At 59.8% G+C, this 20,861-nt stretch carries 25 protein-coding genes; 17 read left to right on the top strand and 8 right to left on the bottom strand.

Annotated features, from left to right (window positions below):
* Positions 1 to 87 precede the first annotated feature (87 nt).
* Positions 88 to 675, top strand: a complete 588-nt coding sequence (locus AYR47_RS27850) for a TetR/AcrR family transcriptional regulator (protein WP_016976475.1) — start codon at positions 88 to 90, stop codon at positions 673 to 675.
* On the opposite strand, the gene AYR47_RS27845 is transcribed toward AYR47_RS27850, so the two are convergent.
* The 3 genes from AYR47_RS27845 to AYR47_RS27835 form a co-directional block, all read right to left on the bottom strand.
* Entirely contained in the window at positions 676 to 1,923 is a 1,248-nt protein-coding gene (locus AYR47_RS27845; RefSeq protein ID WP_061449109.1) for a hypothetical protein, read from the bottom strand.
* A gap of 70 nt (positions 1,924 to 1,993) precedes the next feature.
* The gene (locus AYR47_RS27840) at positions 1,994 to 2,356 is read right to left on the bottom strand and encodes a hypothetical protein (protein WP_061449108.1); all 363 of its coding nucleotides are present in this window, start codon (positions 2,354 to 2,356) and stop codon (positions 1,994 to 1,996) included.
* A gap of 25 nt (positions 2,357 to 2,381) precedes the next feature.
* Positions 2,382 to 2,591 carry a hypothetical protein gene (locus tag AYR47_RS27835; protein ID WP_208603919.1) on the bottom strand — a complete coding sequence of 70 codons (210 nt, stop codon included), beginning with the start codon at positions 2,589 to 2,591 and terminating at the stop codon, positions 2,382 to 2,384.
* 306 nt (positions 2,592 to 2,897) lie between these two features.
* Here AYR47_RS27835 and AYR47_RS27830 point away from each other — a divergent pair, with 306 nt between their 5' ends.
* The 4 genes from AYR47_RS27830 (at position 2,898) to AYR47_RS32355 (ending at position 7,454) form a co-directional block, all read left to right on the top strand.
* Positions 2,898 to 3,809: a tetratricopeptide repeat protein gene (locus tag AYR47_RS27830; protein WP_156487835.1), complete on the top strand. Its 912-nt coding sequence runs from the start codon at positions 2,898 to 2,900 to the stop codon at positions 3,807 to 3,809.
* A gap of 136 nt (positions 3,810 to 3,945) precedes the next feature.
* Complete coding sequence (locus tag AYR47_RS27825; protein WP_061449107.1) at positions 3,946 to 5,784, top strand: ATP-binding protein; 1,839 nt, start codon at positions 3,946 to 3,948, stop codon at positions 5,782 to 5,784.
* A gap of 390 nt (positions 5,785 to 6,174) precedes the next feature.
* On the top strand, positions 6,175 to 6,918 hold the full coding sequence (locus AYR47_RS32360; RefSeq protein ID WP_082781552.1) for an abortive infection system antitoxin AbiGi family protein: 744 nt from the start codon (positions 6,175 to 6,177) through the stop codon (positions 6,916 to 6,918).
* 251 nt (positions 6,919 to 7,169) lie between these two features.
* A complete protein-coding gene (locus tag AYR47_RS32355) occupies positions 7,170 to 7,454 on the top strand; it encodes a DUF3892 domain-containing protein (RefSeq protein WP_082781551.1) in 285 nt (94 codons plus the stop codon).
* Positions 7,455 to 7,536: 82 nt separating this feature from the next.
* Here AYR47_RS32355 and AYR47_RS27810 read toward each other — a convergent pair whose 3' ends face one another.
* From AYR47_RS27810 to AYR47_RS27800, 3 genes are all read right to left on the bottom strand, one after another.
* Positions 7,537 to 7,776: a DUF6124 family protein gene (locus AYR47_RS27810; protein ID WP_061449104.1), complete on the bottom strand. Its 240-nt coding sequence runs from the start codon at positions 7,774 to 7,776 to the stop codon at positions 7,537 to 7,539.
* Positions 7,777 to 8,336: 560 nt separating this feature from the next.
* Complete coding sequence (locus AYR47_RS27805; RefSeq protein ID WP_061449103.1) at positions 8,337 to 8,576, bottom strand: DUF6124 family protein; 240 nt, start codon at positions 8,574 to 8,576, stop codon at positions 8,337 to 8,339.
* Between the two features lie 343 nt (positions 8,577 to 8,919).
* The gene (locus AYR47_RS27800; protein ID WP_061449102.1) at positions 8,920 to 9,909 is read right to left on the bottom strand and encodes a zinc-dependent alcohol dehydrogenase family protein; all 990 of its coding nucleotides are present in this window, start codon (positions 9,907 to 9,909) and stop codon (positions 8,920 to 8,922) included.
* Positions 9,910 to 10,010: 101 nt separating this feature from the next.
* Between AYR47_RS27800 and AYR47_RS27795 the strand changes: the two genes are divergently transcribed.
* Entirely contained in the window at positions 10,011 to 10,895 is an 885-nt protein-coding gene (locus AYR47_RS27795; RefSeq protein ID WP_061449101.1) for a LysR family transcriptional regulator, read from the top strand.
* Positions 10,896 to 10,939: 44 nt separating this feature from the next.
* On the opposite strand, the gene AYR47_RS27790 is transcribed toward AYR47_RS27795, so the two are convergent.
* The gene (locus AYR47_RS27790) at positions 10,940 to 12,172 is read right to left on the bottom strand and encodes a serine hydrolase domain-containing protein (protein WP_061449100.1); all 1,233 of its coding nucleotides are present in this window, start codon (positions 12,170 to 12,172) and stop codon (positions 10,940 to 10,942) included.
* 215 nt (positions 12,173 to 12,387) lie between these two features.
* Between AYR47_RS27790 and AYR47_RS27785 the strand changes: the two genes are divergently transcribed.
* On the top strand, positions 12,388 to 12,621 hold the full coding sequence (locus tag AYR47_RS27785) for a hypothetical protein (protein WP_061449099.1): 234 nt from the start codon (positions 12,388 to 12,390) through the stop codon (positions 12,619 to 12,621).
* A 3-nt stretch (positions 12,622 to 12,624) separates the two neighbouring features.
* On the opposite strand, the gene AYR47_RS27780 is transcribed toward AYR47_RS27785, so the two are convergent.
* A complete protein-coding gene (locus AYR47_RS27780; RefSeq protein WP_061449098.1) occupies positions 12,625 to 13,089 on the bottom strand; it encodes a putative adhesin in 465 nt (154 codons plus the stop codon).
* Positions 13,090 to 13,266: 177 nt separating this feature from the next.
* On the opposite strand from AYR47_RS27780, the gene AYR47_RS27775 reads away from it, so the two are divergent.
* The 10 genes from AYR47_RS27775 (at position 13,267) to AYR47_RS27730 (ending at position 20,828) form a co-directional block, all read left to right on the top strand.
* On the top strand, positions 13,267 to 13,827 hold the full coding sequence (locus AYR47_RS27775) for a nucleotidyltransferase family protein (protein WP_061449097.1): 561 nt from the start codon (positions 13,267 to 13,269) through the stop codon (positions 13,825 to 13,827).
* A 65-nt stretch (positions 13,828 to 13,892) separates the two neighbouring features.
* Positions 13,893 to 14,333 carry a tryptophan-rich sensory protein TspO gene (tspO, locus tag AYR47_RS27770; RefSeq protein WP_033897135.1) on the top strand — a complete coding sequence of 147 codons (441 nt, stop codon included), beginning with the start codon at positions 13,893 to 13,895 and terminating at the stop codon, positions 14,331 to 14,333.
* Complete coding sequence (locus AYR47_RS27765) at positions 14,333 to 15,277, top strand: alpha/beta hydrolase fold domain-containing protein (protein ID WP_061449096.1); 945 nt, start codon at positions 14,333 to 14,335, stop codon at positions 15,275 to 15,277. The genes tspO and AYR47_RS27765 overlap by 1 nt, the downstream gene beginning before the upstream one ends.
* Positions 15,278 to 15,313: 36 nt before the next feature.
* Positions 15,314 to 15,853, top strand: coding sequence for a hypothetical protein (locus tag AYR47_RS27760; protein ID WP_051421948.1), 540 nt, complete (start codon positions 15,314 to 15,316; stop codon positions 15,851 to 15,853).
* A gap of 102 nt (positions 15,854 to 15,955) precedes the next feature.
* The gene (locus AYR47_RS27755) at positions 15,956 to 16,696 is read left to right on the top strand and encodes a hypothetical protein (protein ID WP_208603918.1); all 741 of its coding nucleotides are present in this window, start codon (positions 15,956 to 15,958) and stop codon (positions 16,694 to 16,696) included.
* A gap of 39 nt (positions 16,697 to 16,735) precedes the next feature.
* On the top strand, positions 16,736 to 17,245 hold the full coding sequence (locus tag AYR47_RS27750) for a GNAT family N-acetyltransferase (RefSeq protein ID WP_082781550.1): 510 nt from the start codon (positions 16,736 to 16,738) through the stop codon (positions 17,243 to 17,245).
* A 133-nt stretch (positions 17,246 to 17,378) separates the two neighbouring features.
* Positions 17,379 to 18,005, top strand: coding sequence for a response regulator transcription factor (locus tag AYR47_RS27745; protein ID WP_061449094.1), 627 nt, complete (start codon positions 17,379 to 17,381; stop codon positions 18,003 to 18,005).
* Positions 18,006 to 18,162: 157 nt separating this feature from the next.
* Positions 18,163 to 19,227, top strand: coding sequence for a fimbrial protein (locus tag AYR47_RS27740; protein ID WP_061449093.1), 1,065 nt, complete (start codon positions 18,163 to 18,165; stop codon positions 19,225 to 19,227).
* Between the two features lie 254 nt (positions 19,228 to 19,481).
* Complete coding sequence (locus tag AYR47_RS27735) at positions 19,482 to 20,030, top strand: fimbrial protein (protein ID WP_061449092.1); 549 nt, start codon at positions 19,482 to 19,484, stop codon at positions 20,028 to 20,030.
* Between the two features lie 54 nt (positions 20,031 to 20,084).
* Complete coding sequence (locus tag AYR47_RS27730; protein WP_082461418.1) at positions 20,085 to 20,828, top strand: fimbrial biogenesis chaperone; 744 nt, start codon at positions 20,085 to 20,087, stop codon at positions 20,826 to 20,828.
* The last annotated feature ends 33 nt before the right edge of the window (positions 20,829 to 20,861 follow it).

Genomic DNA, 20,861 nt, shown 5'->3' with positions numbered 1-20,861 from the left:
GTTTGTAACGATCGCTACAAAATAGCCTGAGCAGAAATCCCTCGTCAATGATATTGTATCGGCCGATACAGAATTGGCAGGTGACCCATGGCGAGAAAAATTGCGTTTGATTACGACCAGGCCGTCGAGAAGGCCAAGGTGCTGTTTTGGCAACGCGGCTACGTCGCCACTGGCCTGCGCGACTTGCTCAAGGTCATGGACATCGGCGAAAGCTCCTTCTACAACTCGCTCAAGAGCAAGAAGCAGCTGTACCTGGCTTGCGTGCAGCGTTACGAAGACGATGTGGTGGCGCGGCGCCTGGAAGCCCTGGTATCGGCGCCCACGGCGGCCGAGGGTATTCGCGCATTTTTCAGCGTGATCCTTGATGACCTGGAAGGCGCACAGATGCCATCGCCCCTGTGCATGGTGGCCGCGATGGTGACGGACGTGGTGTTGTCAGACCCGGAACTGCGCGAGCGCGCCGAGCAGGGGTTGGAAGCGGTGCGCGGCATCATGGCCGAGCGCCTGGGTGAGGATCAGGCCCAGGGCCTGCTGCCAGCCGCCCTCGACCCGCAGGTGACCGCCTCGGTGATCCTTACCTACCTGCAAGGCCTGTGGCGCATGGCGCTGGTGAAGTTCGAGCGACCTGGCTTCGAACGCCAGGTCGACACGTTTTTGCAGGGGCAGGGGCTTTAGTCAGCGCACCACGTCCAGCGTCTGGATTTCATTCACATAGTGGGTCTGGCTCGACGTCGACTCCAGCGTCAGCGCCACGCCCAGGTCCTCGATAAACGCGCGCGACGACGCATAACCGTCCTGCTCGCAGGCCAACCGGATGGCATCGCCCGTCAACGACGCAAACACCTGGCGTGCCGGGAAGCGCTCGCCCACCTTGCAGGTCAAGGTGGTTTCGAGCGGTTTGTCGGTGGGCTTGACCGGCACGTTGGCCATCTTCAAGTGCGCACTCAGGGTCTGGCCCGGCGCCCAGCTCGTCGGCAATTTCACCTCGGCCTCACGGGTCTGCAGCACCTGGCCTTCGCCCACGCCGTTCATTTTCGACTTCAGCTGGATCAGGTCCGCCAGCATCAAACGGTCCACATTGAAGGCGGCGCCGTAGGCTTCATTCTTCACCAACAAACCGTCTTCGGCCTTGAAGCGGATGGTGATCGGCGCGTCCTTGCCCGCGGCGTTCTTCGACAGGTAGCTGTAGCTCAACGTCTTGAACTTGGGCTGCAACAGCGGCGCGTCGAGCCCCTTAAGCACGTTGGGCGGCACCGGCACATCGCCGAGGTTGGTTTCCGCCACGGTGCGCGGGTAATCCACCGGCGCGATGTCCGGCCGCAACAGCGCCAGCAACCCGGCATTCACGCCACCCTGCACCGAACAGCTCACACGGGAATACTTGCCCTCCGGCTCCACGATCAGCACCCGCTCCACATTGCGCAGCCCCGGCGCCTTGCCCGGCATCGGCTTGATCGCCTGCCAACTGTTGCCCACCTTCAACTCGCTGCGCGTGTATTGCCCCTCGCCTTTTTGCAGCGCAGCGGGTTGGTCGAGCAACGCCGCGAGGCGCGGGGCGACCTCATCAATCGGGCCGTCCACCGTAAAGCCCCAGAAGTAATACAGGCCCAGCGGACCAAGATCGCTGACCTCATCGTTATACGACAGCAGCTTCAACCCCGCGATGGCCGGCGCACTCACCGGCACGGCCGAGGCCTTGGGTTCGGTACGGTCGCGCACCGCGATCCAGGTGAAGTCCTTTTGCTGCTTGAGCGGCGCATAGGCCTGCCAGGCGTCGCGATGGGTGTTCAGGCGGCTGAAGAACGTCTCGTCACAACGGGTGAAGGCCTTGAGCGTGTCGACCAACGCGGCGTCATCGGCCTGGGCAAAGGACGGCGCCAGCAGGGCAGACGCGAGCAGGGCAGCGGAAAACGGCAACTTCATGGGACAGGACTTCCTTATCGGCAGGCGAGGAACAGGGCGGGGGCATTATCCAGCAGTTGGGTGTCAGTCTCTAGTTGGCTGAGCGCATCAGGCGCAAACGCCAATTGCCGCCGTGCTGGGCGTGGCAGGCTTCTTCAGAATCCAGGTGAACGCAACGCGCCAATTGCACGGGCGGGATCTCGGCATCATGCAGTGCGGTGGCGGTCAACTCGCGGATACGCGCGTCCAACCCCGCCGCCACGGCCTGCGCCTGGCTGGCACGAGTGTCGAAGACCCAGGTGATACGCAGGCTGCCTGGGAAGTCGGCGTAATTGACCGTGTGGGTCAACCATTCAAACCCTGGGATTTCTGCTTTGGCGGTTTCGCAGGCGTCGGTGAGCGCAGCGACAAGGCGGCGTTCGATGCGGGTGCTGTCGCGTTTGGATTGAGCCATGGAAACCTCCGAAAGAAGACGAGCGCTATTCTTTGCGACCTTCGCACACCGCCTTCAAGCCCAGCACGGTAGTGGGCGTCTGCCCAATATGCGTGGTGGTGCTCACCACCATGTTCGCGCCGCTATCGCCTTCCAGGTGATACGGCTTGCCGTCGCAGACTTTCGCGGCTTTCTGGTTGATGTTCTCCAGCAGGCCTTCACGGGAATTGAAGATGCTGCCATGGCTGGTGATCATGTATTCGCCCGGTGCCACTTCGTTGGCGCCGGTGAAGGTGCAGCCGGCCCAGGGTTAAGGTGATGCATCCGAGCAGCAGGCGTTTTTTCACGTCCATGTTCTCAAGTAGGGGGTTGAAGGCCGGGAAGTCTACAACACCGCCAGGCTATTTTTCAGCGCTGTGAAAGCACGCCCGGTCCTGCGTATGGATGAAAGGGAGCGCCGCGCTGCGGACAAGGCCGCCCGAACGCACACATTCCGGTAAGGCCAATCAGCTGAAAGATGGCACAATGCAATCAATTTCACGCAAGCATAAGGAGATGAGCCTTGCATCGCTGGATCAATCGCGCCGCTGTTCTCGGGGTTGGCGTTCGCTTCCCCTTGGTTTTGCTGGCACTCGCCACGCTGATGAGTGGGTGCCAAAGCACCAGTACCCAGGATGATCCTATGGCCGGCCTGCGTTGCTGGGCCTTCCGGGATGAAGCCTCCATCACGCGCAAGCAGGTTGACTACATCCAGGACCGCAGCGACAAAGGCAACTTGAAGTGCAAGATCATGCTCGGCAACCTCTATGAAAGAGGTCATGGCGTGTCGCGAGACATCCCGAAAGCCAAGGCGCTTTACCAGGCGGTGGCCGACGTCGATGAACAGGCTTACCTCTTCTTGGCTGATCTCGCCCAAAGCGGTCTCGACGGGCCGCCGGACTATGTGAAAACCCGCCAGTTTTACCGGCGCGCAGCGGCCATCAAGGACAGCGCCAGTGCGGACCTCGGCTTGGCCAAGCTGATGGAAGAAGGCAAGGGCGGCCCGCAAGATCAGCAGGGCGCACTGGCGCTTTACCTGAGCGCGACCCGATCCAGTTTCGGCGAAGCCTGGGACGGTATTCAGCGGTTACGCGCCCGTGGTGTAACACTCAGCGCTGAGCAAGAGCAACGTTACAACCAAGTCTGGGTCGGGACCGCGCAGAGTCGGCTCAAGCGCAGGATGTGGCGTGTTCAAGACGAGGTGTCAGCCGTCTTCAAGCCTGGGCCGGAGGCCAGGCATGTCATCGTGAAAGTGCAATACCAGCAGGGCTCTGCGTTGCCTCAGTTGTCCATCGAGCACGGTTCGGGTGATAGCGCGATGGACCAGGCGGTGCTGAAGGGGCTGGGCGAATATCGATTTGCGGGCGAGCCGCTATTGCCTCAAGGGCGCAAGACCTGGGAAGTGCTGGCGGATGTCCACTTGAAGTCGCGCTGATAATCGACGCCTGACCGTCAAGCCAGTGAACTAACGGCACTTGGCAGCGATCGCCACCGAACGTCTGCCCATTGCGCGTGGTCACAGCTTTGCTGATAACCTGCTAATAGCTCAATGCCATTCCCTTGGTAGCCCCATGAAAACCCTACGCACCGCCTTCCCGGCCGCTTTCCCCCTTGGCGTTTCTCGTGACTCGGAAACCGCCCTGTCGGACATCGAATTCCTGCACCGCATCAGCCTCGACCTGATCGGCGAGCAAGACCTCGAAGCCCTCTACGGCAAGATCGTCGACGCCGCCGTGTCCATCACCGGCTCGCAGTTCGGCACCATGCAGCTGCTGTGCCCAGAAGGGCACCCGTCCGGCCATGGCGGCCAGTTGCAGCTCTTGTGTTCGCGCGGTCTGCCACCGGAAGCGGTCGGGTTCTGGCAATGGGTGAGCCCTATGGCCTACAGCAGTTGCACCATGGCCCTGCAACTGGGCCAGCGCGCCATCATCCCCGACTTCGAAGAATGGCCCGACATCGCCGGCACCGACGACCTGCAAGCCTTCCGCAACACTGGCATCCGCTCGGCCCAGACCACCCCGTTGTTGTCCCGCGATGGCCGCCTGCTCGGCATGATCTCCACCCACTGGAGCATGCCGCACCAGCCGTCCGAACGCGACCTGCGCCTGCTCGACATCCTCGCCCGCCAAGCCGCCGACCTGCTGGAACGCACCATCGCCGACGAAGCCCTGCGCGACGCCCAGGCTGAACTGCGCGCCCTCAACGAAACCCTGGAGCAGCGTGTAGCCGAACGCACCGCCATGCTCATGCAGGCCGAAGAAAAACTGCGCCAATCGCAGAAAATGGAAGCCGTCGGCCAACTCACCGGCGGCCTGGCCCACGACTTCAACAACCTGCTCGCCGGCATCTCCGGCGCGCTCGAACTGATGAACCGCCGCATCACCCAAGGCCGCCTCAGCGACGTCGACAAATACATGGTCGCCGCCCAAGGCTCGGCCAAACGCGCCGCCGTCCTCACCCAACGCCTGCTGGCCTTCTCACGCCGGCAAACCCTGGAACCGCGCGCCACCAACGTCAACACCCTGATGTACGGCATGGCCGAACTCATCCAACGCACCGCCGGCCCCGGCATCCAGATCGAAACCACCGGCGTCGCCGATGCCTGGACCGCCTTCGTCGACGTCAGCCAACTGGAAAACGCCCTGCTCAACCTGTGCATCAACGCCCGCGACGCCATGCCCCAAGGCGGCCGCATCCAACTGCAAACCAGCAACCACTGGCTCGACGCCACCGCCGCCCGCGCCTACGACCTGGCCGAAGGCCCGTACCTGCGCCTGAGCGTCACCGACACCGGCACCGGCATGTCCCCCGACGTCATGGCCCACGTGTTCGAACCCTTCTTCACCACCAAACCCATCGGCCAAGGCACCGGCCTGGGCCTGTCCATGATCTACGGCTTCGCCCAACAATCCGGCGGCCAAGTGCACCTGCACTCCACCGAAGGCGAAGGCACCTGCGTGTCCCTCTACCTCCCACGCCACCACGGCGCGGCGCCAGGGGATGAACTGGCCCCAGGGCAAGTGGATATTGAAGTCGCCCAACACGGCGAAACCGTGCTGTTGGTGGACGACGAGTCCACGGTGCGCATGCTGCTTGCCGACGTCCTCGGTGAACTGGGCTACACCGTGATTGAAGCGGCCGACAGCGCGGCAGGGCTGAAGCTGTTGAGGTCGGATGTGCATATTGATTTGCTGGTGACGGATGTGGGGTTGCCGGGGGGGATGAATGGGCGGCAGATGGCGGAGGCGGGGATGGAATTGCGGCCGGGGTTGAAGACGTTGTTTATTACGGGATATGCGGAGAATGCGGTGATGGGGTATGGGCAGTTGGGGGCGGGGATGGGGGTGTTGACGAAGCCGTTTGCGGTGGAGGTGTTGGGGGGGAGGGTTAGGGAGTTGTTGGGGAGGTAGGTGCGTTCGAAGGGATTGGACGGACTACGGTCAGCAGTTTTCCTCTATTTTGAATCCTACTAAAATACGATGGCTTTTTGCCACGATTCCGGTATTTTCAGCGATATCTCTTGGCTGGCTGGTTGCTGGATTCGCACAGCGTGCTAGCCCAGTTCAAGGAAGATTGGCCTCAGCGCCTTCAATCTAGACAAGGATACCCACGCCATGCAGACCCGCATTGGTTCACTACAAGAAAAACCAATAATATTTGAAACTATTCGTGCCGTTTTAACTTGTGATATGGCGTGTTTAATCAGTGCGGTGACGTAAATAATAACCCTGCAAGTGGCCATTTTTTTGTGTTGGGCTGTTTTGGATGTATTTTTATAATTAGTGTGAGTATTTAATAAAATGCCTATTAGTTCAAATTCTCTTATTCATCTTACTGATAGTCGTGAGGCGCTCGAAGGGATTCTGATAGATACTTTTCGTGTAAAGTATTGTAAGGAGACTATAAAGTTTAAGGAGAAGCGTGCCACCATCCATGTTCCTATGGTAAGTTTTTGTGATATACCGTTGTCTCAAATCAAAGATCATATATCGAGTTATGGTTGTTATGGGATTGGTCTTACGCGTGACTGGGCGGTTCGAAATCATTTGAATCCGGTTCTCTATGTACAGAATGATTCGAGTCTTGCTCATAGTTATGAGCAGTCGCTTCTTTATTATGAGGGTGATGGGGCAGAAGATGATTCTGCTGTCACTGCGTATCGTCAGTTGTCTGATATTGCACGATATATAAAAAACTATGAGGGCATGTTGGAGCGGGAAGGGCATGAGCCGAAGTTGTACAGATTTTCAGATGAGCGAGAGTGGCGTTTTGTGCCCAATATTGATCATGATTGTGAGATGTATTATTCGGCTAAAGAGTTTAAAGATGAGAGTGTGAAGCGCGCCGCGAATAAGAGTGTTTCGAAGCTTCGTCTGGCTTTTGAGCCTAATGATATAAAATATATAATAATAAAAGATGAGAGTGAGATAAATGACTTTGTTAATCATCTCCGTTCTGCGAAAGGTGCTAATTTTACGATGCGGGAGGTTGAAAAATTGACGACCAGAATATTGACTAGTGATCAAATTGCGACTGACTTTTAAGTGGCGTTTGTAAGGGGCGGTTTTTCAAGGTGGAGCGTGAAAAAGGGACGGATTTAGTTTTTGAAAATTAGCCCGTCCTTTTGTCTCCGTCATTAATTTTGCTGGTCTCACAATTTTTTTCTTTAGTGGAGATGAGGTGATTAATTTTCCTAAAAATATATCCCCCTTATATTCTCAAGAACGTACGCTTTGATAGCAGGAACGGGCTATTGCCTTTAATTAAATGTTAGACAATTCAAAAGGAAGTAGAAATGTCAGACCACAGAGTCACCTGTATCAACAAAACCAACCGCCAAAGCGCACATGAGCGTATTCAAAGCATTGGAGGACTCAATGAGGATGGTGGACGATGGAAATTGTCCCTTGTAGACGCAATTGCGGGTGTTGAATCTGGTAAGTGGAGATTTTGGGTTAGTGCCAATGGCGAATCCGTCTGGGTAATCGTCGCAAAAAGTGCCTCCGGGAATAAATACCTGAAAACGCAGAACGATGGTGAGCAGCCGAACAATCTGCTAAGTCTCCCCGAGTGTCTGTGAGGTTAGGGAGGGGCGGATTTGTTTTCCTATAAATTCGCCCCTTTTTTTTCATACTGGCGATAGCTCTATGTATTTCGGATGATTAGCGTGCGCAAGGTGCTTCACAGTCTAGAAGCTTGGCCGTGAGCAGTACGCCTAACTCACTCAGTTGATGAATGGCCAACGCAATATCACGGTGTTTGCCGGTCAGATCCTCGGACAGCTCAATCAGCAGGGTGCTGACAGGGGCAAACGTTTCATAGCTGTTGGTGATGAGGGTTTCAGTGCTTGCTTCGGTAGCGACGGTGAAGAGGCGGGTTGGTTCTGTTGTGGCTTTCAACATGCTCGTAATTCCTGATTTGGGCCGCCATCTCATCGCTACTAAACGAGAGGGTGGCAGCTGTACGCAGGTTAGTAGACCGGGGAATTACGCAAAGCCGGCGCGCCCGAAGGCGCCCTGCGTACAGCCACCATCAAGCACAGACTGGGATGTCAGATTGATGATGCTCATGCACTAAACGTAATTGACCCATCAGGCTACTAAACCCGATCACCGAGAAATTCAGCGACCACGCAACCTTAGATTCGACCACCACAGCGCACAAGCCGGCAGATTCTGACGTAGGCGTAGGCACCGGAGCAAGGTGCCGGATGGCTTTGGGACTTATCCCGGCTTCAACTGCGCAAATGCGTGGCGCAGCGGCAGAGTTTTTGCGCCATTGCTGTACGCATTGATCGGGGCTCCTGTAGCCTCTTTCTGAAATTCAATCCCGCCTCCCAATCCCCGCCCAATCAGAAAACGGGGAAAGAGGGACGGATTTATTTTTCGATTTAACTAATCCGTCCCTTTTCTCGAATGGCTCTTTGGCAACCAAACGAGCTAGCACTCTGGATGGCTAGCAATCAGCCGACGCTAGGCGCCTCACGATTTAACAGCTTCGCTGTGAGCAGCACACCCAATTCACTCAATTGGTAAATTGCCAAGGCGATATCACGGTGTTTTCCACTCAGGTCTTCTGAAAGATCAAGCAGGAGCGTGCTGACTGAGGAAAAGGTTTCGTAGCTGTTGGTAATGAGGATTTCGTTACTGGCGTCTGGAGCGACGTAAAAGAGCGCATTCGAACCTTGTGAACCTTCAAACATGTTTGCATTCCTGTTTTTAGGCCACCACCCCTCAGCTACTAAACAAAAGGGAGGCAGCTGTACGCAGGTTAGTAGACCGGGGAATCCAAACGAAAGCCGGCGCGCCCGGAGGCGCCCTGCGCACAGCCACCATCAAGTGCAGACGGAGTCGTCTGACTGATTGAAGCTTGTGCACTTTGTCTGGATAAACCATCAGGCTACTAAACCCGATCACCGAAAAATTCAGCGACCGCGCAACCATAGATTCCACCACCCCAGCGCACAAGCCGGCGGATTCTGACGCAGGCGTAGGCAATCGGGCAACCCACTGCCCAGCTTTGGGAAATGTCCTAGGACACCGCCCTCACACCGTCACCACCACCTTGCCCACTTGCTGGTTCGCTTCCAAATACCGATGCGCGTCCTGCACCTCATCCAACGCAAACGTCTTCGCAATCACTGGCGCCAATGCGCCCGATGCCAGCCCGTCCAAAATAAACGCCTTGGCCCGCGCCAACGCAGCCGGGTCGGCCACGATCTCGGCGTACAGATACCCCTTCAGCGTCAAACATTTGCCCAAGACGGTAAACAGCGGAAACGGCGTCGGCTCGGTACTTAACGCGCCGTACTCCAGCAAGATCCCGCCCTGGGCCATGCTTTGGGTGAGAGCTTCAAAGCCCGGCCCGCCTATGGGGTCGAACACCACGCGGGCGCCTTGGCCGTCGGTGAGTTGCATCACGCGTTGCACCAGGTCTTCTTCGTCGCTGACGATGACGTGGTGGGCGCCGGCGTCGAGCAGGGCTTGTTGTTTGGCGCGGGTGCGGGTGACGGCGATGGCGGTGGCGCCGACGCTGCGGGCGATCTGGAAGGCGGCGAGGCCGACGCTGCTGGAGGCGGCGGTCACCAATACGAAGTCGCCTGTGGTGAGTTTGGCTTGTTCGACCAGGGCGCCCCAGGCGGTGACGTATTGCATCCAGGAGGCGGCGGCTTGGACGAAGTTGAGGTTTTGTGGGTGTTTGACGGTGAGGTGGGCGGGCACGTTGGCGACTTCGCCGTAGGTGCCCCAGCGGGCGATGTCGAGCGGTGGGATGACGCTGACGGCGTCGCCCACCTTCAGGTCGGTGACGTTGGCGCCGACGGCGGCGACTACGCCGGCCGCTTCGTAGCCGAGGCGGCTGGGGAATTCGGCTTCTTGCAGGTAGGCGTGGTTGCGGAACATCACTTCGGCGCGGTTGAGGCCGAAGGCTTTGACGTCGATTTGCACTTCATCGGCGGCGGGGGCGGGTACGTCGATGTCTTCGAGTTGCAAGACGCTGGCGTCGCCGTAGGCGTGGAGTCGGACAATGCGTGGCATGGGGGAGCCTCAATGTTGATCGATAAGGCGTTCAATTTAGGCTTGGGAAGGCGTGGGATAAAGGTCTAGGATGGCGCAACACTAGAAACAACGGGTTTCCAATGGACCGCCTTACCTTGATGGCCACTTTCGTCAAAGCCGTGGAACTGGGCTCGTTCAGTGCGGTGGCGAATGAGTTGAACCTGTCGCCGCAATTGATCGGCAAGCAGGTGAAGATGCTGGAGCAGCACCTGGGTGTGTCGCTGCTCAACCGCACCACGCGCAAGCAGAGCCTGACGGATTTTGGGCGCACGTTTTATCAACGCGCCAAGCTGATTCTGGCGGACATGGACGCCGCCGAAGAAATGGCCGCCGTCACCCGTGGCGTGCCCAGTGGGCGCTTGCGCATCAATGCGCCGGTCACCTTTGGCGTCAGCACCCTGGCGCCGCGTTTGCTGGAGTACATGGTCAAGTACCCGCAGGTGTCGGTGGACCTGACCTTGTCCAACGAGCTGATCGACTTGGTGGAAGACGGCTACGACGTGGTGTTCCGCATCGGCGAGCTGGCCGACAGCGGCCTGACCGCCTTGCCCCTCAAGCCTTATCAGATGGTGTTGTGCGCGGCGCCGGCCTACCTGGCGCGGCGGCCGAGCATCACCAACCCTTGGGATTTGCAGGAGCATGAATGCCTGGCGTTTGCCTATTCGGATGGGCGCTCGCACTTGCAGTTCGACGGGCCGGAGGGGCGGGTGGAGGTGCCGATTACAAGCCGTTTGACGATTAATCAGGGCGACCCGCTGCTCTCGGCGGCGGTGGCCGGGCTGGGCGTGGTGTTGTTGCCCCAGGAGTTGGTGAACGACGCGCTGCGCAAGGGCACGTTGGTGGCGTTGTTGCCGGACTACAACGTGCCGGTGTTGCCGATGAACTTGCTGTACACGGCGGGTCGGCAGGTGACGCCGAAGGTCCGCAGTTTTGTGGAGTTCGTAAAAGGGGTGTTGGGGCGGTGATCAAGGGGGCGGGCCAGCGTCAGAATGGCCCGCCCCCTGTTCAGTTACGGCAGCACTTTGGCAATCGCGTCAAACGCGACCATGTCGTCGATCACTTTGCCGCCAGTGGGTTGGGTTTGGGCCTGCCACACCACGATCACCACGTTTTTGGTCGGGTTGATGTAAATGTACTGACCGAACGTTCCGGCTGCGGTGAAGGCTTTATCGGCCTTGGACGCGTCGGTCCAGCCGGGCCACCACATGGAGGCGAAATCGCCGTAGGCGGCGTCCGAACCGGTGACAGCGCTGGCAAAATTCATCCAGCCTTCCGGCAATACCTGCTTGCCACCGGCCTTGCCGCCGCTGAGTACGAATTGGCCGAAGCGGCCGTAGTCCTCAAGTGTCGCGCTGATGCCGCTGCCGCCCACTTCGTTGCCATTGGCGCCGTCGAGCCACCATTTGGCGTCGGTCTGCATGCCATAGGGCGCCCAGATTTTCTCGCTGAGGTATAGGGTGAGCGGCTTGCCCACGGCGGCGCTGACCAGTTGGCCGAGTACTTGGGTTTCACCGGTACTGTAGTTGGTGCGGGTGCCCGGTGGCGCGGCGGTGGAGAGAGTGGCCATGAACTTGAGCAGGGAGCCGGTCACTTGTTCGCTGCGCAGTTGGATCAGGTGGCGTTCGTCTGAGGTGGGGTCGGTGTATTGCTCGTTCCATTTGACCCCGGAACGCATGGCCAGGATCTGCCGCACGGTGACTTGGTCATAGGCGCTGCCGGCCAGGGCGGGCAGGTAGTGGGTGACTTTGTCGTCCAGGCTTTTGATCGAGCCGTCCTGTAGGGCTGCGCCCACCAGGGTTGAGGTGACCGATTTGGCCACCGACATTGACATCCAGCGGGTTTCGGCGGTGTTTCCGTGGGTGTAGCGTTCATCGACGATCTTGCCGTCCTTGAGCACCAGCAGCCCGGTGACGCGGTTGGTCGTCACGTAGTCGTCGAGGCTGTAGTGCTTGCCTTTGAAGTCGAAGGCCACCGGAGCCAATGGCTGGTTGCTGCGCGGCAGCGGGAACGGATGACCGCCAGCCTTGATGGTGCGTACCGGGAACAAGCGGTCGGTATTGCGGAAGGTGGTCACCGCCAGTTCGGGGCTGAGTTTGCCGTCGTAGATGGCCTGCACGTCGCCAATCGGTTCCTGGGCATGGGGGTAGGGCGGGGACGCGCAGGCGGACAGCGACAGCGCGAGTGTTGCGGCGCCGATCAACACGGATAGGGCGCGGCGCTTGAAGCGCGGGAGCACGGGCATAAGAACCTCTTTGTTATTGTGGGTCGGTCTTAAGGGCTGCTGCACGTCAGCGACGCTGGCGTGCCGGGGCCAGCATGCGGTGGGTGATTTTTTTTGGCGCGCGGGATCGGGCCGGTTGATGCGAGGGATTGGGACATCTGCGCAAACAGGTCTACCATGCCCACCCCGGCAGTGGTTCCACGCGCTACCGATCTCCCTCTTGCAAGGTATCGCCCATGTCCATTGACCAAATCTCCCTCCCCAAAGGCGTCGGTCCTCACGCCACCAAGCTTCTCGACGCTATCACCGGCGCTTCCACCCATGAAGAACTCAACCGTGCCGGCGGCAAGGCCGAAGGGTTTGTGCTGGGGCTGGAGTCGACCAAAGCCATCAAAAGCCAGATCGCCGAGTCACTGTATGTGGCCTACGACGACGCAGCGAGCAATCGGGCAACTGAATTGAAGGGCTAGGCGTTAGCGCCAGGCAGGTTTTTTCGGGTCAGGATTAAACGGCCTCAGCGACTGTTGCCAAGCGGGCGCCGGCAAGTTGCTGCGGCAGGCGCACCAATGCACCGGTGTGGGGTTATTGATGTCGCCCCAGCCCTTGGCTTCATAGGACGCCATGATCTCGCTCAACCGCCAGACGTCACCGGCACCGGCGATCAACTGCGTGTGAGGCGGCGGCGTGGGGTTGATCGTCAGCGGCGGGTTGGTGGAGTCCAGCAACCAGTAATCCTTCACCAGCCCGCCTCGGGACACGACGTTAGGGGCCAGGCGCGGGTTCATCGACGCGGGGTCGGCTTCGATCCGGCCCGCCACGTTATCGCGGATGGGAATGCCGTCGGCGGTCCAGAAATACAGCGTAAAACCCCTCGGCAGTGCAAAAGGCGGGAACCCGTCCCCGCAGGCCAAGCCATGTCCCGACAATACAATCGCCATGATGATTCCCCGCTCGTTCAATGTGCCGAGCGCCCCTTCGCAGGAGGGCGCGAGTTGAATTCAAAACGTTCGGGGTGGGGGGAATATTCCAACCGCTGGCAAAAATAGCGAAGAAACCTTGTCATGAGGGTGCGCTACAGTAGGGGCCTGACGCTGGCCCGATAGAAAGGAACGCCCATGACATTGACCGTCGACGATTTGCTCAGCCTGGCCATGGCCAACCCCATCAACGCCGAAATCACCGCGCGCCTGCCTGACCTCGGGGTAGACCAGTGCTTTCTCACGGCGGGCTGCCTGTTCCAGGCGGTGTGGAATCATCAGTCGAATTTGCCCGCGGCCCAGGGCGTCAAGGACTACGACGTTTTCTATTTTGATACCGACCTGTCCTACGAGGCCGAAGACGTGGTCATCCGGGCGGCCGAGCGGTTGTTCGAGGACCTGGGCGTCAATGTCGAGGTAAAGAACCAGGCGCGGGTGCACCTGTGGTATGGCGAACGCTTTGGGCGGCCTTATCCGCAGTTGCACACGGCCAAGCAGGGGATTGATCGTTACCTGGTGGCGGGTACGTGCATCGGCTTGGAGGTTGCGACGGGCGAGTTGTATGCGCCGTATGGGCTGGAGGACGTGGCACAGGGCGTGCTGCGCATCAACCCGCTGCATCCGGAACCTGCATTGTTTATGCACAAGGCCCGCAGTTATCAGGCGCGTTGGCCTTGGCTGGAAATAGTGGAACCCTGAATGGCAGTGAACTTTTACCCGCGTCCCGCACGTCCAAGCTTGAAATGCCCAGCCAAGGATCGACTATGACCTTCTTCATCTTCCTGCTCGCCTGCGCCGCCGCTGCCAGTACCGGCATGCTCTTCAAACCGGGTGCCTGGTACGAATCCCTGGTCAAGCCCAGCTTCACGCCGCCCAATTGGCTGTTCCCGGTGGCGTGGACGATTATTTACCTGCTGCTGGCCTGGGCCGGTTACCGCCTGAGCCTGATTCCGGGCAGCCAAACCGTGTTGGCGTTGTGGGCGGCGCAGATTGCGTTGAACACCTTGTGGACGCCGGTGTTTTTCGGCGCCCATCGCATCCTCGCCGGGATGGTGATTCTGGCGGTGTTGTGGCTGACCGTGGCGACGATGGTGGTGCTGGCGGTGCAGTTGGACCTGATCACCGGCTTGATCCTGTTCCCGTACCTGGCGTGGCTGTGTGTGGCGGCGGCGCTGAACTTCTCGATCCTGCGGAATAACCGCTGATGGCCGTTAAAGCATGGCCCGCCAGCGAGCCCGAACGGGCCGAGATGCGGCGCTTCAACCAAAAGCTCGCCTGGCTGCCGCGCTTCAAGATCCGCAATCGCGTCACGCCGCGTTTGATCCAGGCGCTGTTGCGGGTCAGTCAAACGATCAAGAAAGCCCCTCTGGCTGACACCCACTACGTCGACACCGTCCCCGTACGCATCTTGCGCCCCAGCGGCAAGCCCAAGGGCGTGGTGCTGGATATCCACGGTGGCGGCTGGGTGATCGGCAATGCGCAGATGGATGACGACCTCAACCTGGGTATGGTCAACGCCTGTGACGTGGCGGTGGTGTCGGTGGATTATCGGCTGGCGGTCGACACGCCGGTCGAAGGGCTGATGGACGACTGCCTGGCGGCGGCGCGGTGGCTGCTCACCACTGAGGAGTTTGCCGGCTTACCGGTGATCGTCGTCGGCGAATCGGCCGGCGGGCACCTGGCGGCGGCGACCTTGCTGGCGTTGAAGCAATGGCCAGCGCTGCTCCAGCGGGTGAGCGGGGCGGTGTTGTATTACGGCGTCTACGACTTGACCGGCACACCCAGCGTGCGCACAGCGGGGCCCGACACCTTGTTGCTGGACGGGCCGGGCATGGTCGAGGCGCTGCGCCTGCTCACGCCGGGGTTGAGCGATGAGGCGCGACGCCAGCCGCCGTTGTCACCCTTGTATGGCGACTTCGACGGCTTGCCGCCGGCGTTGATGTTCGTGGGTGAGTTGGACCCGTTGAAGGATGACACGCTGCTGATAGCCGAGCGATGGCCGGGGGCCGAGGCGCATTTGCTGCCGGAGGCGGCCCATGGGTTTATTCATTTTCCGGTGGCGATGGGGGCGAGTGTGCTTGCCTGCAGCCGCCGGTGGATCAGTCAACGCGTCGGTGGGGGAGTACTCAATCTTCCTTCGTCCGGGTAACCTTGCGCTCCCCCCCATTCAAGCCAAGGACAGCACGTGAAGGTTCTTCAAGGATTCATCGGTCTATCGGCGCTTTGCCTGCTGGCCGGCTGTGAGCAAGTCACCGAGAAAACCCTGCGTTTCGATGTGCCCTACGGCTACTTCGAGACCGCCTGGCGTCAGGACGTTACGGGCAAGGGTCAGTTGACGTGCAAGGTGACCACCGACACCCAGGACCGTGGCGAGAAGTGGGTGCCTTCGGTCATCCTTGCGGCCGCCGAGGATGCGGCCGAAGACGATACGTTGTTTCTTTCCAGTTATTCGCCGGCCGGTACGGACCAGCGCATTTTCAACCTGCGCACGTTCAACAAGGCCAAGCCGGTGATTGATACGGCGATTCATCAAACCCTCGACCAGAACGGCGTTTATACCCTACGCCTGACCTGGCAAGCCGATGGCGCTATCGGTTACCAGATCGAGAACGGGGGTCAGTGGGAAGAGAAGCAGCTCGTCCAGAAGCCCGGTTTCCGTGTGCGTCATGTGAGCGTGCATGCGTCGGGCATGAAGGGCAACGCGGTGTGTGAATTGCGCCAGTGAAGGGGTTGAGACTTCGCGCATTCGCCGCCTGAAATGCGCGCTTGTTTTTTTTACAATTGCCCTCAAATTGACAGTACGCCAACCTGCCATTTGGGACAGTTCATGCAGTGCACTTTTGACCCGCCGAACGGATTTACACCGACAGTACAAGATAGCTTGCGAGCCATGGCCAGCAAGGCTTTTGACGCGTGCAAATTGCAGTTCTCCAGTCGTGATGACCATGCCCAGCCACACTGTCGGTTTCATTTGGGCGGCTTCGTGGGCAACACCGGGGATATCTCGGGCATTCACCTCACCTTTTCCGATGAGAAGCATCTGTCCGATCTGACAGCTGCCGCTTCTACGCTGGAGCAACTGATCCACCATGAGCTGGTGCACTTCTTCCAAATACATCTGTGTGGTCGGGAACCTTTCGAGTATCTGCCGAAATGGTTTTATGAAGGCATGGCCGTCGCCCTTTCAGGCCAAGGACTGATTGCCCGCAACAGCCACATGGACACGGACTACCGGCGGTTCGGCGGCAAGTCGGGCTGGGAGCGTTTCTACCTGATGAACCAGCATCGGGACTTGGACTTCAGCAAGCCACCCTTCGATGCACTCTATGACTCATGGGGCGCGTTGTTCATCTTTGCCGTGTCTGAGCAGCCGAATATTTTTCCGAACCATGCGGTGACCGGTAGCGACGGTTTCCTGCAGGCAGCCGTGGGGGATGCCGAGCGCGCCAAGGCCATTGCCATCCTTGAAACAGCGGCCTCTTCAGGTTTCGAGGCAGCGCTCAAAAAGCACACCCACAGAGCGCAGATGCTGGAGAGCGACTTCCGTGAATTCCTGGCGCCTGACTGACAGGTGGAATCGCCAACGGGCACGCTGTGGGAGGGTGATTTGACGCTAAAACCCAGCATTCGCGCGGCCACCCTCACCGACATCCCCGAGGTGCTGGCCTTCACTCTACAGGCACGCGCCGCGCTGTTTCCCAAGCTCAGCGCAGCCGGCGCGCCTGCCGACCTGGCGCACTTTGAATCCACCTACCTGCAGGGCGACGGCCAATTCCTGATCGCCCGCCACGGGGGCGCAATCGTGGCCGCTATCGGCTATCTGCCCTACGACCATCGATTTGCTCAGTTGGATTATCACGCGACCAAAACCGTAGAGGTGGTACGCCTGTTCGTGCTTCCGGCGTTTCGGCGTGGCGGATTGGCCGGTGAGCTGTATCAAGCGTTGAAGGCCTTGGCCAGACAGAACGGGGTCGATGCGCTCTACCTGCACACGCATCCCTTCCTGCCGGGTGCCATCGATTTCTGGGTGCGCCAAGGCTTCAGCGTCATCGACATCGAAGCCGACCCTATCTGGCAGACCACCCACATGGAATACCGCTTCGCGCCGACGGTTTAGGGGTTTGCTGGGAAAAATCCTACGAATCAGAAGGATGAAACCTAACTATCCCGTTGTTCCTTCCCTTGATCATCCATGCCCTTCGGCGTTCTTCAGCCGCAACGGATGGCACTCACAGGGGAAAGGAGGCGGTATGTATCGCGCGTTAGTGGTGGATGACCACCCGTTTATCCGGGCATCGGTCAAAGCGTTGCTGGCCGGACTGGGCTTTGGCGTCGTGTGGGAAGCCGGCAACGGTGTACAGGGGCTGCAATGGGCGAGTGAGCGGGCGCCCGACCTGGTGATCCTGGAAATCCTGCTGCCCGACCTGGATGGGCTGGAGGTGATTGCCCAACTGGCCCACCTGGCTCCGCCGTGCAAGGTGTTGGTACTGACCGCGCAATCGGCGCAGTGCTACGTCACCCGTTGCCGCAAGGCCGGTGCGGCGGGCTTTTTGTCCAAGTGCGATGCGTTGGATGAGCTGGTCAAAGGCGTGAAGACGCTGATGGACGGCTATACCTTTTTCCCCGACCTGGCCACTCACGCGGTGCGGCGCGTGGATGTGCAAAGCACGGACGGCGAGTTGATCGCGCGGTTGTCCGAGCGTGAGCTGAGCATCTTGCAGCAGTTGTCCCTGGGTCTGAGCAACAAGCAGATCGGTGAAGCGCTGCGGATCAGCAACAAGACCGTCAGCACCTACAAGACCCGCCTGATCGAAAAACTCAACGTCAAGTCGGTGGTGTACCTGGCGGAATTCGCCCGGCGTAACGATTTGGTGTGAGGTTGTGCGCGGGAAATTTCCTACAGCTTGGTGGGAAGGAAGCTACGGGTTAGGTGATGTCCAGTGCCGATAATCGTGGCTCATCCGGCTTGAGGGCCGGGCCTCGATCAACAGGCGACCCCCCTGGCAGGCAGTCGCTTTCATCAGGGCTTCACACATGAACATCAAGTCAACCCTCGCACAGTATTTCGCGGTATCGGCCCTGGCGCTGGCGGCGTCGCCGGCCATGGCGGCCTGTACTTGGGACTCTGGCAACGGCACCCCCAAGCAACTTACGCTGGCGGCCGGTACGGTGTTCGCACCGCGTGACGTGCCCATCGGCACCACCCTCAACAACAACGCGCCGATACGCACGGTGCCGTTCAATGACCGCCTGGTGTGCGGCCTGGTCGCGCGTTACGCCACCACGCTGATCGGCCCGGTGGCCACGAATATCCCGGTGGATGTGGTGCGGGTGCCAGCCAGTTCGCTGTTGCAGACCAATGTGCCCGGCATTGGCGTGGCGATCTACATGACCGGTTTTGCCACCCCGTGGCAGGGGCAGGCGGACAACCCGAGCCGGTTTGTCCCGTTTGAGCTCAACCTGAATATTTCCTACGCCCTCAGCGGCATGAGCGGCGCGCTGATGCGCTATGCATTGATCAAGACCGGCGACATTGCCCCCGGCACCCACACTATTAATCAACTGGTGGCCAAGGGCGATTCGGACCGTGGTCATATCTTCGACCTGACGTTCACCGCCACCGTGACCGTGGCCGGCTGCTCCATGCCGACGGCGCCGGGTGACCAGATCACGGTGCCCATGGGCACCTGGGAAAAACGCGTGTTCAACGGTAAAAACTCCACCACGCCGGCCCAGCCGTTCGCGATCACGCTCAACTCCTGCATCGCCGGCAGTAACTATCCGAGCAACGCCAACGGCTATTTCAATGGCAACTACGCCAATATCCAGATCGATGGCAACAAGACCTCGAACATCCTCGACGCGGCCAACGGCATCTTGAGTTTGTCGAGCGATTCCACGGCCCAAGGCGTGGCCATCCAAGTGCTGCGCAACGACAACACGCCGATGAACCTGGGCCAGCCGGTGCGGCTCACGCAGATCGTCAATGGCACCACCACGGTGCCGCTCAAGGCGCGGTATATCCAGACTGCCGACGGGCCAACGCCCACGCCGGGTTCAGCGAATGGCTACGCGAGCTTTTCCGTGACCTATCGCTGAGCTTTCCCAGCGCAATACCCACCACGCCACCGGTTCATCGAGCCTGTGGCGTGGTTTTTTTTGGGTGAAAATCCGGAACTTTTTTGTGGGAATTTTCCTACAAGTGAGGCGACGTTTCCTACATAGCCGTACTGCCCATCTTTCGATAATGAACCCAGACGAAACGCGCTGGCCCTTACCTGGGCCGCCACGTCGCCGAGTCTGAAGGCCTTCATTCGGCCACCAGACACTCCTTCATAACTGTGGATGTGATCATGAAAAAGTTTGCTCTCAAAGGTTTGACCCTCGCCCTGGTTCTGGCAGGTACTTCGCAGGCGGCACTGGCGGCCGACGGCGAAATCAACTTCATCGGCAGCGTCACCGACAACACCTGCCCGGTGGTAGTCGAGGACCTCAACGGTTCGGCCGGCGCCGGGGATGTGGGCCTGGGCAGCGTGCCCGTGACGTCCCTGGCGTCGGCCGGCCAAGTGGCAGGCGGTGGCGCGTTCACCCTGACCATCGACACCACCGCCCCAGGCTGCAGCGTGACCGGCAAGAAAGCCGTGGTGAAGTTCCTGTCCCTGAGCGGCAACGCCGGTGCCAGCGGCCAGTGGATCGGCCTGTCGCCGGAAGCCGGCGTGGCCACCAACGTCGCCGTGCAGATCAAGGATGCCACCGGCAAGGACGTGCAAGTGGGCCTGGAGTCCTCGCCGTACCTGGACCTCACCCAGCCGCTGCGCTTCACCGCCAACTACATCGCTACCGGCGCGGCCACGGCGGGCCCGGCCAATGCCAAGGCGGCGTTCACCGTCGACTACCAGTAAGCCCTGTGCAACGCCCCGGCCCATTTGGGTTGGGGCGCCAAGAGGAGGATCGAGATGAAACGTTTTGTGACCCCTTTCAAAACCACGCCTTTCAAAAGCACGGCGCTACTTGCCCTGATGCTGCTCAGCGGCATCAGCCAGGCCGGTGTGATGCTCGGCGGCACGCGCATCGTGTTCGACGGCAACAAGCGCGACGCCTCTATCACCGTTGGCAACACCACCGCACAGCCCTATGCAGTGCAGACCTGGGTCAACACCGAGGCGGATGACAACACCACGCCGACCCCCTTCGTGGCCACGCCACCGCTGTTTCGCCTGGACCCGCACAAAGAGCAGATGGTGCGCATCCAGAAAGTGCCGGGCGCGCTGCCCGAGGACCGGGAGTCGGTGTTCTATTTCAATGCCCAGGAAATTCCGGTGGCCGCCAAGGCCGACGAGAACACCCTGAAGATCGCCATGCGCACCCGCATCAAACTGTTCTACCGCCCCGCCGGCCTCCAGGGCAATACGCTGGATGCACTGCCGCAACTGCGCTGGAGCCTGGTGCAGGAACAGGGCAAGACCCTGTTGGAGGTGAACAACCCGTCGGCCTTCCACGTGTCGTTTATTGGCGTGAAGGCCATGGGCGGCGGGCAGACCGTCGAGGTGGACGAGCCGAAAATGGTCGCCCCCATGAGCCGCCAGCGCTACGCACTGCCGGGGTTCACCGCCCGCACCGGCGAGGTGATGTTCTCCGCCATCAATGATTTCGGCGGCTACAGCGAGCCGAGCAAAGTCGCCATCACCAGCGCCCCCTGACGCTGTCGTCCATTCCCTTGCGAACCTGACCAC

This window comes from Pseudomonas azotoformans, from assembly GCF_001579805.1.
In the GTDB taxonomy this organism is placed as follows: domain Bacteria; phylum Pseudomonadota; class Gammaproteobacteria; order Pseudomonadales; family Pseudomonadaceae; genus Aquipseudomonas; species Aquipseudomonas azotoformans_A.
Note: the sequence above shows the minus strand (reverse complement) of the source record. Positions and strands in the feature narration are given on the sequence as shown.

Coding starts and splice junctions, on each gene's coding strand:
- AYR47_RS27845 (WP_061449109.1), bottom strand. CDS start 1,923: ATGAAGTTGCCGTTTTCCGCTGCCCTGCTCGCGTCTGCCCTGCTGGCG.
- AYR47_RS27805 (WP_061449103.1), bottom strand. CDS start 8,576: ATGTTTGAAGGTTCACAAGGTTCGAATGCGCTCTTTTACGTCGCTCCA.
- AYR47_RS27755 (WP_208603918.1), top strand. CDS start 15,956: ATGCAGTGCACTTTTGACCCGCCGAACGGATTTACACCGACAGTACAA.
- AYR47_RS27800 (WP_061449102.1), bottom strand. CDS start 9,909: ATGCCACGCATTGTCCGACTCCACGCCTACGGCGACGCCAGCGTCTTG.
- AYR47_RS27785 (WP_061449099.1), top strand. CDS start 12,388: ATGTCCATTGACCAAATCTCCCTCCCCAAAGGCGTCGGTCCTCACGCC.
- AYR47_RS27790 (WP_061449100.1), bottom strand. CDS start 12,172: ATGCCCGTGCTCCCGCGCTTCAAGCGCCGCGCCCTATCCGTGTTGATC.
- AYR47_RS27780 (WP_061449098.1), bottom strand. CDS start 13,089: ATGGCGATTGTATTGTCGGGACATGGCTTGGCCTGCGGGGACGGGTTC.
- AYR47_RS27795 (WP_061449101.1), top strand. CDS start 10,011: ATGGACCGCCTTACCTTGATGGCCACTTTCGTCAAAGCCGTGGAACTG.
- AYR47_RS32355 (WP_082781551.1), top strand. CDS start 7,170: ATGTCAGACCACAGAGTCACCTGTATCAACAAAACCAACCGCCAAAGC.
- AYR47_RS27840 (WP_061449108.1), bottom strand. CDS start 2,356: ATGGCTCAATCCAAACGCGACAGCACCCGCATCGAACGCCGCCTTGTC.
- AYR47_RS27810 (WP_061449104.1), bottom strand. CDS start 7,776: ATGTTGAAAGCCACAACAGAACCAACCCGCCTCTTCACCGTCGCTACC.
- AYR47_RS32360 (WP_082781552.1), top strand. CDS start 6,175: ATGCCTATTAGTTCAAATTCTCTTATTCATCTTACTGATAGTCGTGAG.
- AYR47_RS27850 (WP_016976475.1), top strand. CDS start 88: ATGGCGAGAAAAATTGCGTTTGATTACGACCAGGCCGTCGAGAAGGCC.
- AYR47_RS27835 (WP_208603919.1), bottom strand. CDS start 2,591: ATGATCACCAGCCATGGCAGCATCTTCAATTCCCGTGAAGGCCTGCTG.
- AYR47_RS27825 (WP_061449107.1), top strand. CDS start 3,946: ATGAAAACCCTACGCACCGCCTTCCCGGCCGCTTTCCCCCTTGGCGTT.
- AYR47_RS27735 (WP_061449092.1), top strand. CDS start 19,482: ATGAAAAAGTTTGCTCTCAAAGGTTTGACCCTCGCCCTGGTTCTGGCA.
- tspO (WP_033897135.1), top strand. CDS start 13,893: ATGACCTTCTTCATCTTCCTGCTCGCCTGCGCCGCCGCTGCCAGTACC.
- AYR47_RS27740 (WP_061449093.1), top strand. CDS start 18,163: ATGAACATCAAGTCAACCCTCGCACAGTATTTCGCGGTATCGGCCCTG.
- AYR47_RS27775 (WP_061449097.1), top strand. CDS start 13,267: ATGACATTGACCGTCGACGATTTGCTCAGCCTGGCCATGGCCAACCCC.
- AYR47_RS27730 (WP_082461418.1), top strand. CDS start 20,085: ATGAAACGTTTTGTGACCCCTTTCAAAACCACGCCTTTCAAAAGCACG.
- AYR47_RS27765 (WP_061449096.1), top strand. CDS start 14,333: ATGGCCGTTAAAGCATGGCCCGCCAGCGAGCCCGAACGGGCCGAGATG.
- AYR47_RS27745 (WP_061449094.1), top strand. CDS start 17,379: ATGTATCGCGCGTTAGTGGTGGATGACCACCCGTTTATCCGGGCATCG.